This window comes from Rhizobium sp. TH135, from assembly GCF_002855515.1.
In the GTDB taxonomy this organism is placed as follows: Bacteria; Pseudomonadota; Alphaproteobacteria; order Rhizobiales; family Rhizobiaceae; genus Allorhizobium.
The window spans coordinates 720430-733851 of record NZ_PKRP01000002.1; the positions used below are offsets into that span (position 1 = coordinate 720430).

The following is a 13422-nucleotide window of genomic DNA, read 5'->3' on the forward strand; positions in this document are numbered from 1 at the left end:
AGTTTGCGACCCGACGCTTGCCGTGGGGAACATTCGCAAGCCGGCATTTGCGCGCGTGGAAGTGCCCTAGATGGGGTGCCTTCCGGGGGAGACCTGATTGAAAATTGCAGTCGTGAGAAACCCCATTGCGGGCGGTCGTCTGGGCCGGAAGCAATGGGTGCCGTTGTCCGCCGCCTTCCGCAGACATTTTCCCGATATGGAGATCCACGAGAGCCGCTCCAGTGGCGACGCTCGCCGGCTTGCCCGCGAGCTTGCCGCAGGTCCCTACGATCTCCTGCTGGTCGCAGGCGGTGATGGCACGATCAGCGATGTCGTTGACGGCGTGCTGTCCTCCACGCGGCCTGATATGCCGCTCGCCTTCCTGCCGATCGGCACGGGTTGCGATTTCGTCCGCAACTTCGCGCTTGCCTCTGATCCCGCCGCCCTTGCCGACCACATCGCCAACGCGCCCCTGCGCCGCATCGATGCAGGTCTCCTTATTTCGCGGGATACAGCCGGTGCCGAGCAACGCCGCTACTTCGCCAATATCACCAGTGTCGGCATTTCCGGCGAGATCGTCGAGGCCGTCAACGCGCCGGGTCGCATGCGCATCCTCAACGGCCCGCTGCGCTTTCTCGTCCATTCAGCACTCGCGATCCTGCGCTACCGGCCCTATGACTTCGAGGTGCTGATCGATGGCATGCGCGTGCATCACGGCAAACTCGCCTTAACGGCGATCGCCAATGGCGGCTGGTTCGGCGGCGGCATGCACATCACGCCGGACGCCGATGTCGCCGACGGCCAGTTCGAAATTGCCGTCATGCGTGAAGAGAATGTCTTCGGTCTTCTGAATTTACTGGGACGCCTGCATAAGGCCGGTCATGTCGGCCATCCGCTCTTGAGCTTCCACAAGGGCCGTCGGGTGGAGGTTCGGCCGCGAGACGCCGCCCGCTTTCCGATCGATGTCGACGGCGAGGCTCCGATCCGCGGCGGCTTCGTCGCGGAAATCATGCCAGGCGCCCTGACGATCAGGACGTGATAGCCAAGCGGTCCTGGCTCAGAAAACGCCTTCCCATTCGGCCATGGCAGCGATCACGCCTGGCAGGTCCTGCATACGGGCGATGACCGTTTCCGCGCCCGCATCGGTCAGCTTGTCTGCATGCGAAGGATAGGTGTGCGAGGCGCCGGTAAATCCGATCACCCGCATGCCGGCTTCGCGCGCCGCATGCACGCCGTGCACGGAATCCTCGATCACGATGCACTTGGACGGGCTGACATTGAACTGTGCCGCGCCATGCAGGAAGATGTCGGGCTTCGGCTTGACGCGGTCGGCGCCGAGATCCTTGGCCGAATAGATATGCGGCGCGAAGAATTCCTTCAGCCCGACCTTCGTCAGCATCATGTCGAGGCGCTGCGAGGATGAGTTGGAGCAGATGCAGCGCGGGCCAGTGATCCGGGACAGTGCATACTGCACGCCCTCGATCACCTTCACCTCACGCGCCAGCTTCTGGTCGAGCAACTGTTCCGACTTGTCGATCAGGCTCGCCGACAGGGGAATGTCGACTTCCTTTTCGATCGTCAGAAGAATGTTCTTCCAGGTCATACCGGCAAAGCGTTCGCCCATTTCCTCGACCGAGATCGGGTAACCGGCTTCCGTCAGAAGCTTCGACTCGACCTTGGCCGCGATGATCTCGGAATCGACGAGCACGCCGTCGCAATCGAAAAGGGTGAGGTCGAAGCCGCTCATGGAAACATCCGTCATGTGGTCCAAGGAAAGTCGCTCCCTACACGATCGGAAGGGCAAGGACAATCACGCGTCATGCAGGTCTGCCGTGCGGAAGGTCGCGAGGGTCGTCTGGTTTCAAGCCTCAGCCATCGCCAGCAGCACGGCCTCGAAATCCTGAGGGTAGCGCTTCAGCCCGCCGTCCTTCTCCATCATGTCCGCAAGCCACACACCGTCGGCGGCTAGCCGCACGGCAACGAGCCTCGGATCGCCGTCGGTCTCGGCATGCCGCGCCATGCGCTGGTCGAGCCAGGCCGACCACAGCGCGCGCAGCGCCGGTTCAGACACGATCGCGACCGACAGCGCACCCCAGAGGCTGCGGTCGCCGAGCAGCCGGTCGGAGAAACAGGCGCGCACATAGGCCCGCGTGAAGCGTCCGCGCGAGGCCGGATCATCCGCCAGCGTCCGGTCGATTTCCTGATCCATCTTGTCGAGCAGATCCTGGAAGACGGCCGCCAGAAGCGCCTGCTTGCTGTCGAAATGATGCAGCAATCCGCCCTTGGTCACGCCGGCCCGTGTCGCCACGGCCTGAATGGTGATCGCGGCTGCCCCGTCTTCCGCCGCGATCTGGGCGGCGCAATCGAGCAGTGCCCGGCGCACCTGCTCCGGCTGCTTCTTGCGGTGATGGGCCGAAAGCGTTCCGTCGGCCGGCGAGGGGGAAGCCGCCATCAGTGCGACACCGTGCTCGACAGCGTGTTCATCACGATTACGCCCGTCACGATCAGGGCGATACCAGCCAAGGCTGCGAGATCCAGGCTCTGCTTGAGATAGAAGACGCTGATGAGAGCGGTCAGGACAATGCCGAGCCCGCCCCACATGGCATAGGCGATGCCGAGCGGCATGCCCTTCAGGGCCTGGGAGAGCAGATAGAAGGACACGACGTAGAACATCACCATGCCCGCCGTCGGCAAGAGCTTGGTGAATTGCGCCGACTTCTGCAGGAGCGTCGTACCAATGACTTCCAGTACGATCGCGGCGGCAAGCGCGCCATAGGCGGTAAGGGCGGGGCTCATGACAAACACATCCTTGGGTTCTGATTGAGAATAAACATACCATACGGTAGGTTTGTTTTGTAAGCGCCTTCTGGATGCAATGGAAACGCATCCCCGCAACCTCTGAGGCGCAAAACATTAATTATAGATCATAATATTAACATATCACAATTTCGCCCGGATCAGCGAGCGAGCTTGCCCTCGGCCGTCCGGCCACTCCATCATCAACAGGACATCCAGCATGTGCCAGGAATGCGAAACGCAAGGCCTTCACCGTCGCAACCTCTTCAAGCTCGCCGGCGTCGGCCTGACCACCGCCGCCCTCATCGGCAGTGCGCCCGCACGCGCCGCCACGACAGCGCCCGCGACCTCACCGGTGACGACGCCGGCAGAAGCGCTGTCGCGGTTGAAGGAAGGCAACAGGCGTTTCGTCGAGGACGCCGAGGCCTGCGCCTCCAATCTTGTCGCGGCCCGCGGCGAACTGACCGGCGGCCAGCATCCCTGGGCCACCATCCTCACCTGTTCCGACAGTCGCGTCAGCCCTGAACTGGTCTTCGGCGGCTCGACGCTCGGCGAACTCTTCGTCATCCGCAATGCCGGCAACGTGCTGGACACCGGTGCGCTCGGCACGATCGAATACGGTACCGAACATCTGAAGTCGCCGCTGGTCGTCGTCATGGGCCACAGCAAATGCGGCGCCGTCACCGCCGCCTGCGATGAAGTCACCAAGGGTGCAGTGCCCGGTGGCTCGATCGGCAAGATGGTCCAGCCGATCCTCCCGGTCGTTCTCTCCGCCAAGGACAAGGGGGAGGGGCTCGTCGCCGAGACTGTCCGCCTCAATGCGATCTCCGGCGCTCGCCGCATTGCCGATGAAAGCCATATCGTCAGCGAACTCGTGACCTCGGGCGCGGTCCGCGTCGTGGCGGCCGTCTATGATATCGCCAGTGGTGAAGTCGAATTCATCGAAGACATCTGAATGACAAGGGCAGGGGGCAGCAATGCCCCCTCCCGTGCATCTGCGCGCGTCTTGTTCCCCGTTCAGTCCGCTGCCGGAAACATCGCCAGAAACCGCCGCTCTCCATCCGGCGAAAACCGGATGATCCGGCTCTCCTCCACCCGCCTTGCATGGCCCCGCTCCAAAAAATGCGACAGCAGGGCCGCTCCGAGAGCGCCGGCCAGATGTGTGCGCCTTTCGCTCCAGTCGAGACACGCCCGACAGAGCGGCCGTCGTTTGGCCCGAAGGCTGCCGATATCGAGCCCCTGACCCACCAGCAGGCTCTCGCCTTCACCCGTCAGCGTCAGCGCCTCGTCCTCGGCGCGGATCGCCCCTTGTGCGATCAGGCTGTCCAGCATGCGTACGCCGTAGTCGCCGGCCAGATGGTCGTAGCAGATCCGCGCCTTGCGCAGTTCCGGCTCTTTCGGGCCTGCGCGATGGCGCAGATGGCCGCGCGTCGCCGAAAAGCTCATCAGGCTCTCGATCATCGCGCCGACATGGCCGTCGGCCAGCGCGAAATAGCGATGCCGGCCCTGCTTGCGCTGGGCAAGCAGTCCGCCCTCTTCGAGCTTGGAGAGATGCGAACTCGCCGTCTGCAGCGTCACGCCCGCCGCCCCAGCAAGCTCCGTTGCCGTCAGTGCCTGACCGCCGAGCAGTGCCAGCAGCATGTTCGAGCGCGCGGGATCGCCGATCAACGAGGCAATCCGCGCAATGTCAGGTCCTTCCGCCATGTCCGTCTCCTTGGGCTGGCATCATTCTGCATGTCGAGTGTAGCCAATGCTTCGATCCCGGTCGAACTATGAAGCATGGAAAACACGGGCGAGACTTCGACCGCGATCGAAGCATCAGCCGTCGGCGCCGTGGCAAGACCCAGCTCGTCAACTACGAGGAGCCCACCATGATCACCTGCATCATCCGCTATCGCATCGACCCCTTCGGCCGCGACGACTTCGCCACCTATGCCCGCAATTGGGGTGAGGCAATCCCTCGCTGCGGCGCCGACCTCATCGGCTATTTCGCCCCGCATGAGGGATCCGCGACCACGGCTTATGGCATCTACAACATCGAAAACCTGGCAGCTTATGAAGCCTACCGAGCAAGGCTCGCCGCCGATCCGCTCGGCAAGGCCAATTACGACTTTGCCAAAAACGCCCGCTTCATCTTGGAGGAAGACCGGCTCTTCCTGAAGAACGTCTCCAGCCCGCCGTCCCTGAAGGTGCAGCCGTGATCGCCGTCATCTTCGAAGTCATCCCCTTCATCGGCGAGCGCCACCGCTATCTCGATCTCGCCGGTGAGCTGCGCGAACAACTGGAAACGATGGACGGCTTTCTGTCGGTCGAGCGCTTCGAGAGCCTGACGACCCGCGGAAAGCTCCTGTCACTGTCCTTCTGGCGCGATGAGGAGGCGGTCCGCCGCTGGCGCGAAACGGAAGAACACCGCGCCGCCCAGGCCGCTGGCCGCGGCGGTGTGTTTGCCGCCTATCGTCTCCGCGTCGCCGATGTTCTGCGTGACTATGGCCTTGATGATCGCGCCGAGGCGCCGGAGGATAGTCGCGCGAGGCATGGGTGAGGGGAAGGCTTTGACAAACTTTGCCATCGCCGCCATCTTGGTAGCATGATTGGAGGCAGACCATGGCAACGATGAACGTATCCCTTCCCGATCCGATGAAGGCCTGGGTCGAGCGTCAGGCCGAGAGCGGTCGCTACGGCAATGCCAGCGACTACATTCGCGACCTCATTCGCAAGGACCAGGAGCGGTTGGCCGCGTTTGACCAACTCCAAGCCGCCATCACCAAGGGTGTTGAAAGCGGTCCCCCCGAACCCTTCGATCCCGAAGCCTTCAAACGCCGGATGCGCGAAAGCCATGGCGCCCGCTAGTCGCGGTTATACGATCGCGCCTGAAGCCGTGCGCGACCTGGAAAGAGTTTGGGCTTATGGCGCTGAAACGTGGTCCCCCGATCAGGCCGATCGTTACCTCGACGAACTCGTGCAGGCCTTCGACCGGATTGGGCAATCTCCGGCGTTGTTTCGCGAGCGCTTGGAATTCACGCCGCCAGTCCGGATTTATCCCTATCGCAGCCATCTGATCGTCTATCTTGGACTGGAGGGGCAAGTGACCATCCTGCGCATTCTCGGCGGACGGCAGGACTGGCAGGCGATCTTGCGGGCGCTTGACTGACGCGCGCGCTGCCACTCCCTCGACAAGCCGGCAGCCGCTGACTATGCAGGAACTCATGCCGAAAAAGCCCGAAGATTCTCCGGAGGATACGATTACGAGCCGCATCAGCCGCGCGCTGGCGGAGCGTATCATCCATGGCGAACTCGTGCCGGGTTCGCGCCTTGCCCAGGACCATATCGCCGAGGAATTCGGCGCAAGCCATGTGCCCGTGCGGGAGGCGTTTCGCCGGCTGGAAGCACAAGGCCTCGTCGTCAGCATTCCCCGTCGCGGCGTGCGTGTCGCAAGCTTCGACCTGAAACAGGTGCGCGAAGTGGCCGAGATGCGTGCCGCCCTCGAAGTCCTGGCACTCCGCCACGCTGCCCCAAGCCTCACGTCAGAGGTGCTGGCTGCCGCGGAACAGGCCGCAGTCGATGCAGACAATGCCAAGGATGTTCGCACCTGGGAGGAAGCCAACCGCCGCTTCCACCGCCTGATTGTCTCCACCTGCGGCATGCCGCGACTACTGTCAGTCATCGACGACCTGCACGCCGTCTCCGCCCGCTTCCTCTTCGTCGCCTGGCGTGCCACCTGGGAAGCCCGCACCGACCACGACCACCGCGCCATCCTCGAAGCCCTGAAATCCGGCGATGCCGCGGAAGCCGCCCGCATCCTGGAGCGCCACGTCCAATGGATCGGCCGCGCGCCGATGCCGGTTCCTGGCCGCGCCGAAACCGAAGGCTTTGCCATCGTCGGCTGAGCCTCACCGATCCGCTCCGCGGCGACCTCCCCTTGAGGGGGGGGCCGCAAAGCGGCGGGCGGGGGTGAGGCTTTCGGCCTTGCCCATCTGGGAGAAGGACGGGTAGCCAGGTTCCCACCTCTCCCCCTTGTGGGAGAGGTTGCAAAATCGAAGGTTTAGGTGAGCGCAAGCCACCTAAACCTTCGATTTTGCTGGTGAGGGGATCGGTGCAGCGGGCACGACATAACCGACCCCCTCACTTGCGATTTCTGATGTTTAGGCGGCTTGCGCTCGCCTAATTCATCGAAATCGCTTTCTCCCCCACCAAGGGGGAGATGGGTGTCGCGCTTGCAGCTTTCGCCCCCTCATTCGCATGCCGGCACCCTCTCGCCCCTGGATAGGGAAGGGTGAGCGGGGAGATTCATTCCCTGGCGCAAAATTATAGATAAAATTGAATGGCTGATGCAGATCGCGCTGCGATCAGCAAATCTGATCCCTAATTTAACAACTTTCCCCCGAGATTCGTGAAGCCACCACCTTGGCAGCACCTGATTCCATAGATAAAAGACTCTCCGTCACTTCATATTATCTATAAAATGGAGATTGCCCATGACGACCATCCTCGCGCCCGCCGTCCGCGGCTTCGATCCGCTCGGCATTTCAGGCCGATCGCTGCCCACGCAGGCCGCGCTTCTCCTCTTCGGCACGGGCGTGCTTGCACTCGCCTCGCAGATATCGGTGCCCATGGTGCCGGTGCCGATCACCCTGCAGACCTTTGCGCTGACCATGATCGGCGTGCTCTATGGCTGGCGCCTCGGCGCACTGACCGTGCTTGCCTGGCTCGGCGAGGCGATGATGGGCCTGCCGGTGCTCGCCAATGGCGGAGGCGGGCTTGCGCCCTTTGTCGGCCCGACCGCCGGCTATCTCGTCTCCTTCCCGATCATCGCGGCACTTGCCGGTTATCTCGCCGAAAAAGGCTGGACGGGCAGCCACGTGGTCAAGAGCTTCCTCGCCCACCTCTCCGCCAACATCCTCTGCCTCGTCATCGGCGGCGCCTGGCTCGCCTGGCTCCTGGGCGTCGAAAAAGGCTTGGCACTCGGCGTTACCCCCTTCATCCTCGGTGCCGTGCTGAAATCCGCGCTGGCCGCCGCCCTGCTGCTGGCGCTTGCCCGCCGCAACACACAACCGCTCGACCTCTGAGCTTCTGACAACCGACTGAAACACGCATGACCGTCCGGCTCCGCGCCCACCATCTGCTCTGCATGCTGACCTATGTCGGCAAGGGCTATTCGCCCGCGTTCGTCGAGAATTACGAGGCGATTGCCGCAAGGCTCTCGTCCGCCGAGGAGATCGAGCTGGTGGCGGGGCCGGACGATATCTGCGGCCCGCTCACCGCAGATCCCGAGGCTCATTGCCATGGCGCAAGCGTCATCGAGCGGGACCGCGAAGCAGCAGACGCTGTCGCCCGCCTGATCGGCAGCCCGCTGACGTCGGGCGCCCGCCTCACGCCATCAGCAACACTGCTCGCCGGGCTCAGAAAAACCTTCGCCACCGGGGAGATCCGCACAGCCTGTTCCGGCTGCGAATGGGCGGGCCTCTGCGATCATGTCGCGGATGGAGGTTATACGGGCGTGCGCGTCGCGCCCTGATCGAGAGGCAGGCGCGCTCCACCGGCACCAAGCGGCCGCACGAACCGTTGCTCGAGCACCTCGCTGCCCCACTGGCTGCCTTGCCGCTCCTCGACACAGCGAAACCCCTGCACCTCGTAGAGATGACGTGCGACGTTCAGGCCGGCAAAGGTCCACAGATGGGTTTCCGGAATGGCCTGCTCATCGACGAAAGCCATGGCGGCCGTCAGCAATCGACCCCCGACACCTAATCCCTGCAGGCCGTCCTCGACGATAAACCAGCGCAGATGCGCAAGCCCGCCCCCGAGATCCTCACCGTCGATCGCGACCGAACCGACGATCTCGCCGCCGCGAAGCGCGCACCAGATTGCGTTGCACGGCCTATCCAGCCGGCCTGCGAATTCGGCAAGGCCCGAGGCCACCAGGCTTTCGAAACTCTGGCCGAAGCCCGAGCTTCGGGCATAGTGCCTTGCATGCATGTCGGTGATCCGGCCGATCAGGCCGGTCCGATAGCCCGCCGCGATCTCTATGCCTGAGGAGGCCGTTCCCGACGGCGGAGACAGCGCGCCGGCATAAAGCCGCAACCCGTCGAGGGTGGTTGCCTGCTCACGGGGCGTCAGGCGGCCCATCGCCTGCGTCACCTGCTGTTCGGCAAACCGGTGGATCTGCGAAAGCCGCGCCTCGCCCTGAGGCGTCAGATGCAGCCGCTTCACCCGCTTGTCGCAGCTGTCGGCTCGCTCTTCGACGTCTCCGGATAGGGATAGCTGGCGCAGCATCCGGCTGATACTCGACTTGTCGAGGTTGAGCAGACCGCAAAGCGCCTGCGCCGGGATGCCGGGTGCCGCACCAATCTCGATCAGCGCATGCACGGCGGACGGCGAAAGCTCGGTCTGCGCGAGCGTCTTGCCCATGAAGCCGAGCTTGCGCACCAGCATGCGAGAGGCAGAACGGATCTCGGCGACGTCAGGGGCATGCAGCGTCATCGTCTTCTCCAAAGATGTTGCAGTATGCAACTATATTGGAGAATTCGCCATGAGCAAGGTGGGTGCCTTGGGTGCCCCGAACCCTGCATGCACCACATGCGCCCATCGCGATGACAGGAGGCTCTTCCTCTGGCAGAATTCCCGCCCAGAGGCCCCACCATGATCACCCTCGATATGCTCCGCCAGCTCATCCTTGCCCTGCCGACAACGGAGGAAACCACCTCTTGGGGTGCCGTGTCCTTCAAGGTCAACGGCAAGGCCATGCTGTTCTGGAACCCAACCCATGACTGCCCGGTCTTCAAGGTGCCCTTCGAGGAGCGCGATCACCTGATCGAGATGGACCCCGACACCTTCTTCACCACGGACCATCACCGGCCCCATCGCCTGGTGCTGGCTCGCCCGGATCGGCTCGATATCGAATGGGCGCGGGAAAACCTGACCCGCGTCTGGCGGGCGCAGGCGAAGAGGGCAGTGGTGAAGGCCTGGGATGCAGGGCGCTGAGACTCCTCTTCTCCCCAGCGGGGAGAAGGTGGCGCGTAGCGCCGGATGAGGGGGCGGAGCGGTAAAGCTTTACCGGGCAGCCCCCTCATCGCCTCGCATGCGCTCGGCACTTCTCCCCGCTGGGGAGAAGAGGGAGCGCGCGGCTGCGTTCGGCTATCAGTTCCGATCTAGCAATAGGGGCGCGTGACCCTGTATTTTCAGTGTCAGAGCTCGCATGTATGCTCTAGGTTGAAATTTAAGAGGTCGTGGACATAGCGTATGGCTGAGCAGACAGGCCCTTCAAAATCTCGTTGGCAGCATTTTCTAGGCATCATCTGGGCATCAACGGTCATGCTGACTGCGAGCGCCATTGGTGCCTATGTCGGCTGGCAGACGCACGGCATCGGCGGCGCCATCGGCTTGGGGGTGGCTGGCCTAATCGTGGGTGGCTTGCTCAGCAATCCCTCGATCCTGCTGCAGCTATTCACATAGCTTTTGCCCGGTTTAACCTTGCAGGCGGCCAAACAAGCGTGCCCCACATCCCGCCCCCGCACAAATTCTCACCCCCTCTTCACCCTTCAGTAACCAAGTTCGGTAACCATAAGCCTCACATCCCGTGCTGCGTCAGCGTAAGAGTGAGTAACCAATGGCTTCTGTATTCCCGATTGCCGAACTCCGCCGTTCGTCCGACCCGCTGGCCTGGGTCGACAGCATCATCAAGGGCGATTGCGTTTCCGCCCTCGAAGCCCTTCCCGACAAATCCGTCGACGTCATCTTCGCCGATCCGCCGTACAATCTGCAGCTCGGCGGTGCCCTGCACCGTCCCGACCAGTCGCTCGTCGATGCCTGCGACGACGAATGGGACCAGTTTGCCTCTTTCGAAGCCTATGACGCCTTCACCCGCGCCTGGCTGTTGGCCTGCCGCCGCGTGCTGAAGCCGACCGGCACGATCTGGGTCATCGGCAGCTATCACAACATCTTCCGCGTCGGCGCGACGCTGCAGGATCTCAACTTCTGGATCCTCAATGATATCGTCTGGCGCAAGACCAATCCCATGCCGAATTTCAAGGGGCGCCGTTTCCAGAACGCCCATGAGACAATGATCTGGGCCTCGCCCGATCCGAAGGCCAAGGGCTACACCTTCAATTACGATGCGATGAAGGCCTCGAACGACGACGTGCAGATGCGCTCCGACTGGCTCTTCCCGATCTGCTCGGGCGGCGAGCGCCTGAAGGGCGACGACGGCAAGAAGGTCCATCCGACCCAGAAGCCGGAAGCCCTGCTTGCCCGCGTCATCATGGCCTCCACCAAGCCGGGCGACATCGTGCTCGATCCCTTCTTCGGCTCCGGCACGACAGGGGCCGTTGCCAAGCGTCTCGGCCGTCATTTCGTCGGCATCGAACGCGAGCAGGATTATATCGATGCAGCCTCGGCCCGCATCGCCGCCGTCGAGCCTTTGGGCAAGGTCGAACTGACCGTTCTCACCGGCAAGAAGGCCGAGCCCCGCGTCGCCTTCAACGTTCTGCTGGAAGCAGGCCTCGTGAAGCCCGGCCAGGTCCTGACCGATGCCAAGCGCCGCCACTCGGCCATCATCCGCGCCGATGGCACGCTGACGGCAAACGGCGAGGCCGGCTCCATCCACCGCGTCGGCGCCCGCGTCCAGGGTATGGATGCCTGCAACGGCTGGACCTTCTGGCATGTCGAAGAGAAGGGTGCCCTGAAGCCGATCGACGATCTGCGCGCGGTCATTCGCAGCCGCATGGGCGGCCTGGAATAACCAGTTTCAAACAGCGAGCGACCGGCGCGTCTCCGCGCGCCGGCACACTGCTACGACAAAAATATTAGAATAACATCACATACTTGTGATCAGCTTCGTGCAAGTCGAAGCTTCTATCTGGGCTGCATTCGATCTCTTGAGATCGATCTGGCGCGGGCAGGGGTCCGCCAACTCCACCCGCGCCAGCGCCTCGCTCTCAGGCCTTCACGCCGAGCGCGCCGAGATCCGCCTTCAGCTTTTCCGCTCCGGTAAAATGCACCGCCTGCCAGCCGGCAGTACGCGCGCCTTCGACATTCGGCAGACTGTCGTCGATGAAGACAGAATGCTCTGGCGACAGTCCGAAATCCTTCGCATGCCGCTCGTAGATCGCCACGTCGGGCTTGATCAGCCCGACTTCGCCCGAAACCGTGACGCCGCGCGGCAGGTTGAGGAAGGGATACATCTTGCGCGCCTCGGTGAAGGTGTCGGCGGCGAAGTTGGTAAGCATGGTAACGTCCCGACCTGCATCGATGAGGCCGGTCATGATGGCAACACTGTCGTCATAGGCGTGAGGCACCATCTCGGCCCAGTATTTCCGGAAGGCGCGGATATGCTCTTCCCGTTCTGGGAACTGTTCGATCAGCAGCGCTTCTGCATCGGCCCAGCTACGGCCGCGGTCCTGCTCGATGTTCCAGTCATGGGTGCAGACCCGCGCGAAGAAGTCCGCCCGCTCGTCGGCGTCCGGGATGATCCGCGAGAAAGGCAGGTTCGGATCGTAGTGGATGAGCACCTTGCCGATGTCGAAGACGATATGGCGGATTTCGGTCATGTCTTAGCCCTTAGGAGTTGGAAAGGCGGTTGGAATAGCGGCTGCAATTGCCTTCTTCATGACAGTTGGCAGCGCTTCCCCATCAAGTTCGGTGACCGGCACCCAGAAACCGTGATTATCGGATGGACGGTCTATCGGCCCGACGCGAAAGATCGAGAGCCTGAGCTCGAAATGCGTGAAGACATGGGAGATGCTGCCGGCCGCCTGCCAGTCGGCCGGGAAGGGCGCTGCCTCTGTCCCGGTCTCCCCGTCCTGCCGCGAAGTCCACTCGGTCGTCGGCACCTCGGTCATGCCGCCCAGCAGTCCGCTCTCCACCCGCTTGCGCAACAGAAGCCGCCCCTCGCGATCCACCGCGATGAATGCAGCTCCACGCCGCACGGGCTTCGCCTTCTTGGCGGCCTTGACCGGGAAACGCTCGGGCTCGTCGATGGCTAGCGCCAGACATGCATCATTGAACGGACAAAGCGCGCAGGCCGGCCGCTTCGGTGTGCAGATCGTCGCACCCAGATCCATCATCGCCTGGGCAAAGTCCCCGGGCCGGTCGGTCGGCGTGAGCTCCGCGACCTTCGCCTTCATCTGCGGTTTCGATCCCGGAAGCGGCGCCTCGATGGCGAAGAGCCGCGAGATCACCCGCTCGACATTGCCGTCCATCACAGCCGAGGGCCGGTTGAAGGCGATCGCCGCAACCGCGGCCGACGTATAGTCGCCGATGCCAGGAAGCGCGCGCAAACCCTCTTCGGTATCGGGAAAGGCACCGCCATGCTCTGATGCCACGGCCTCCGCGCACTTCTTCAGGTTTCGGGCGCGGGCGTAATAGCCAAGCCCCGCCCAGGCCGCCATGACATCCTCGTTTGGTGCTTCCGCCAGATCCTTGACCGTTGGCCATCGCGCAATGAACTTGGCGAAGTAAGCCTTCACTGCCGCAACGGTCGTCTGCTGCAGCATCACCTCGGACATCCAGATGTAATAGGGATCCGGCGTGACGCCGCGCTTGGCAGCGGCCGGCGAGATACGCCAGGGAAGCTCCCTGTGATGCCGGTCATACCAGGCGAGAAGGACAGTGCTCATTTCTTGCTTCATTGGTTGAACGGCAACCCCGATGCGG

At 63.1% G+C, this 13422-nt stretch carries 19 protein-coding genes; 12 read left to right on the forward strand and 7 right to left on the reverse strand.

Going from position 1 to position 13422, the window contains the following annotated elements; translation table 11 throughout:
- Positions 1–97: 97 nt before the first annotated feature.
- Positions 98–1018: a diacylglycerol kinase family protein gene (locus C0V73_RS08465; protein ID WP_102019527.1), complete on the forward strand. Its 921-nt coding sequence runs from the start codon at positions 98–100 to the stop codon at positions 1016–1018.
- A gap of 18 nt (positions 1019–1036) precedes the next feature.
- Here the strand turns inward: C0V73_RS08465 and C0V73_RS08470 are convergent, their stop codons facing one another.
- The 3 genes from C0V73_RS08470 to C0V73_RS08480 form a co-directional block, all read right to left on the reverse strand.
- Positions 1037–1726, reverse strand: a complete 690-nt coding sequence (locus C0V73_RS08470; RefSeq protein ID WP_102019661.1) for an HAD family hydrolase — start codon at positions 1724–1726, stop codon at positions 1037–1039.
- Positions 1727–1840: 114 nt separating this feature from the next.
- Positions 1841–2431, reverse strand: a complete 591-nt coding sequence (locus C0V73_RS08475) for a TetR/AcrR family transcriptional regulator (protein ID WP_102019528.1) — start codon at positions 2429–2431, stop codon at positions 1841–1843.
- A complete protein-coding gene (locus tag C0V73_RS08480; protein ID WP_102019529.1) occupies positions 2431–2775 on the reverse strand; it encodes a multidrug efflux SMR transporter in 345 nt (114 codons plus the stop codon). Before C0V73_RS08480 ends, C0V73_RS08475 begins: the two co-directional genes overlap by 1 nt.
- 220 nt (positions 2776–2995) lie before the next feature.
- On the opposite strand from C0V73_RS08480, the gene C0V73_RS08485 reads away from it, so the two are divergent.
- Positions 2996–3730 (forward strand): carbonic anhydrase, encoded by a 735-nt coding sequence (locus C0V73_RS08485; protein ID WP_102019530.1) that lies wholly within the window; start codon positions 2996–2998, stop codon positions 3728–3730.
- A 62-nt stretch (positions 3731–3792) separates the two neighbouring features.
- Here C0V73_RS08485 and C0V73_RS08490 read toward each other — a convergent pair whose 3' ends face one another.
- Positions 3793–4479 (reverse strand): helix-turn-helix domain-containing protein, encoded by a 687-nt coding sequence (locus C0V73_RS08490; protein ID WP_102019531.1) that lies wholly within the window; start codon positions 4477–4479, stop codon positions 3793–3795.
- 167 nt (positions 4480–4646) lie between these two features.
- Between C0V73_RS08490 and C0V73_RS08495 the strand changes: the two genes are divergently transcribed.
- The 7 genes from C0V73_RS08495 (at position 4647) to C0V73_RS08525 (ending at position 8290) form a co-directional block, all read left to right on the forward strand.
- On the forward strand, positions 4647–4976 hold the full coding sequence (locus tag C0V73_RS08495) for an NIPSNAP family protein (RefSeq protein ID WP_102019662.1): 330 nt from the start codon (positions 4647–4649) through the stop codon (positions 4974–4976).
- On the forward strand, positions 4973–5317 hold the full coding sequence (locus tag C0V73_RS08500) for an antibiotic biosynthesis monooxygenase (protein ID WP_102019532.1): 345 nt from the start codon (positions 4973–4975) through the stop codon (positions 5315–5317). The genes C0V73_RS08495 and C0V73_RS08500 overlap by 4 nt, the downstream gene beginning before the upstream one ends.
- A gap of 62 nt (positions 5318–5379) precedes the next feature.
- Positions 5380–5625, forward strand: a complete 246-nt coding sequence (locus tag C0V73_RS08505) for a type II toxin-antitoxin system ParD family antitoxin (protein WP_102019533.1) — start codon at positions 5380–5382, stop codon at positions 5623–5625.
- Positions 5612–5926, forward strand: coding sequence for a type II toxin-antitoxin system RelE/ParE family toxin (locus tag C0V73_RS08510; protein ID WP_102019534.1), 315 nt, complete (start codon positions 5612–5614; stop codon positions 5924–5926). The genes C0V73_RS08505 and C0V73_RS08510 overlap by 14 nt, the downstream gene beginning before the upstream one ends.
- A gap of 55 nt (positions 5927–5981) precedes the next feature.
- The gene (locus C0V73_RS08515) at positions 5982–6662 is read left to right on the forward strand and encodes a GntR family transcriptional regulator (protein ID WP_102019663.1); all 681 of its coding nucleotides are present in this window, start codon (positions 5982–5984) and stop codon (positions 6660–6662) included.
- Positions 6663–7250: 588 nt separating this feature from the next.
- Positions 7251–7841: a biotin transporter BioY gene (locus C0V73_RS08520; protein ID WP_102019535.1), complete on the forward strand. Its 591-nt coding sequence runs from the start codon at positions 7251–7253 to the stop codon at positions 7839–7841.
- A 26-nt stretch (positions 7842–7867) separates the two neighbouring features.
- Positions 7868–8290: a DUF1284 domain-containing protein gene (locus C0V73_RS08525; protein WP_102019536.1), complete on the forward strand. Its 423-nt coding sequence runs from the start codon at positions 7868–7870 to the stop codon at positions 8288–8290.
- Here the strand turns inward: C0V73_RS08525 and C0V73_RS08530 are convergent.
- Entirely contained in the window at positions 8263–9252 is a 990-nt protein-coding gene (locus tag C0V73_RS08530) for a helix-turn-helix domain-containing GNAT family N-acetyltransferase (protein WP_102019537.1), read from the reverse strand. The two genes, C0V73_RS08525 and C0V73_RS08530, sit on opposite strands and share 28 nt — an antisense overlap.
- Before the next feature lie 159 nt (positions 9253–9411).
- Between C0V73_RS08530 and C0V73_RS08535 the strand changes: the two genes are divergently transcribed.
- The 3 genes from C0V73_RS08535 (at position 9412) to C0V73_RS08545 (ending at position 11509) form a co-directional block, all read left to right on the forward strand.
- The gene (locus tag C0V73_RS08535; RefSeq protein WP_102019538.1) at positions 9412–9753 is read left to right on the forward strand and encodes an MmcQ/YjbR family DNA-binding protein; all 342 of its coding nucleotides are present in this window, start codon (positions 9412–9414) and stop codon (positions 9751–9753) included.
- Between the two features lie 258 nt (positions 9754–10011).
- Positions 10012–10224: a hypothetical protein gene (locus C0V73_RS08540; protein ID WP_102019539.1), complete on the forward strand. Its 213-nt coding sequence runs from the start codon at positions 10012–10014 to the stop codon at positions 10222–10224.
- A 154-nt stretch (positions 10225–10378) separates the two neighbouring features.
- A complete protein-coding gene (locus tag C0V73_RS08545; protein WP_102019540.1) occupies positions 10379–11509 on the forward strand; it encodes a site-specific DNA-methyltransferase in 1131 nt (376 codons plus the stop codon).
- Positions 11510–11705: 196 nt separating this feature from the next.
- Here C0V73_RS08545 and C0V73_RS08550 read toward each other — a convergent pair whose 3' ends face one another.
- Together C0V73_RS08550 and mutY are read right to left on the reverse strand one after the other, a co-directional pair.
- Complete coding sequence (locus tag C0V73_RS08550) at positions 11706–12317, reverse strand: HAD family phosphatase (protein WP_102019541.1); 612 nt, start codon at positions 12315–12317, stop codon at positions 11706–11708.
- Positions 12318–12320: 3 nt separating this feature from the next.
- Positions 12321–13397, reverse strand: coding sequence for an A/G-specific adenine glycosylase (mutY, locus tag C0V73_RS08555; RefSeq protein ID WP_102019542.1), 1077 nt, complete (start codon positions 13395–13397; stop codon positions 12321–12323).
- Positions 13398–13422 lie beyond the last annotated feature (25 nt).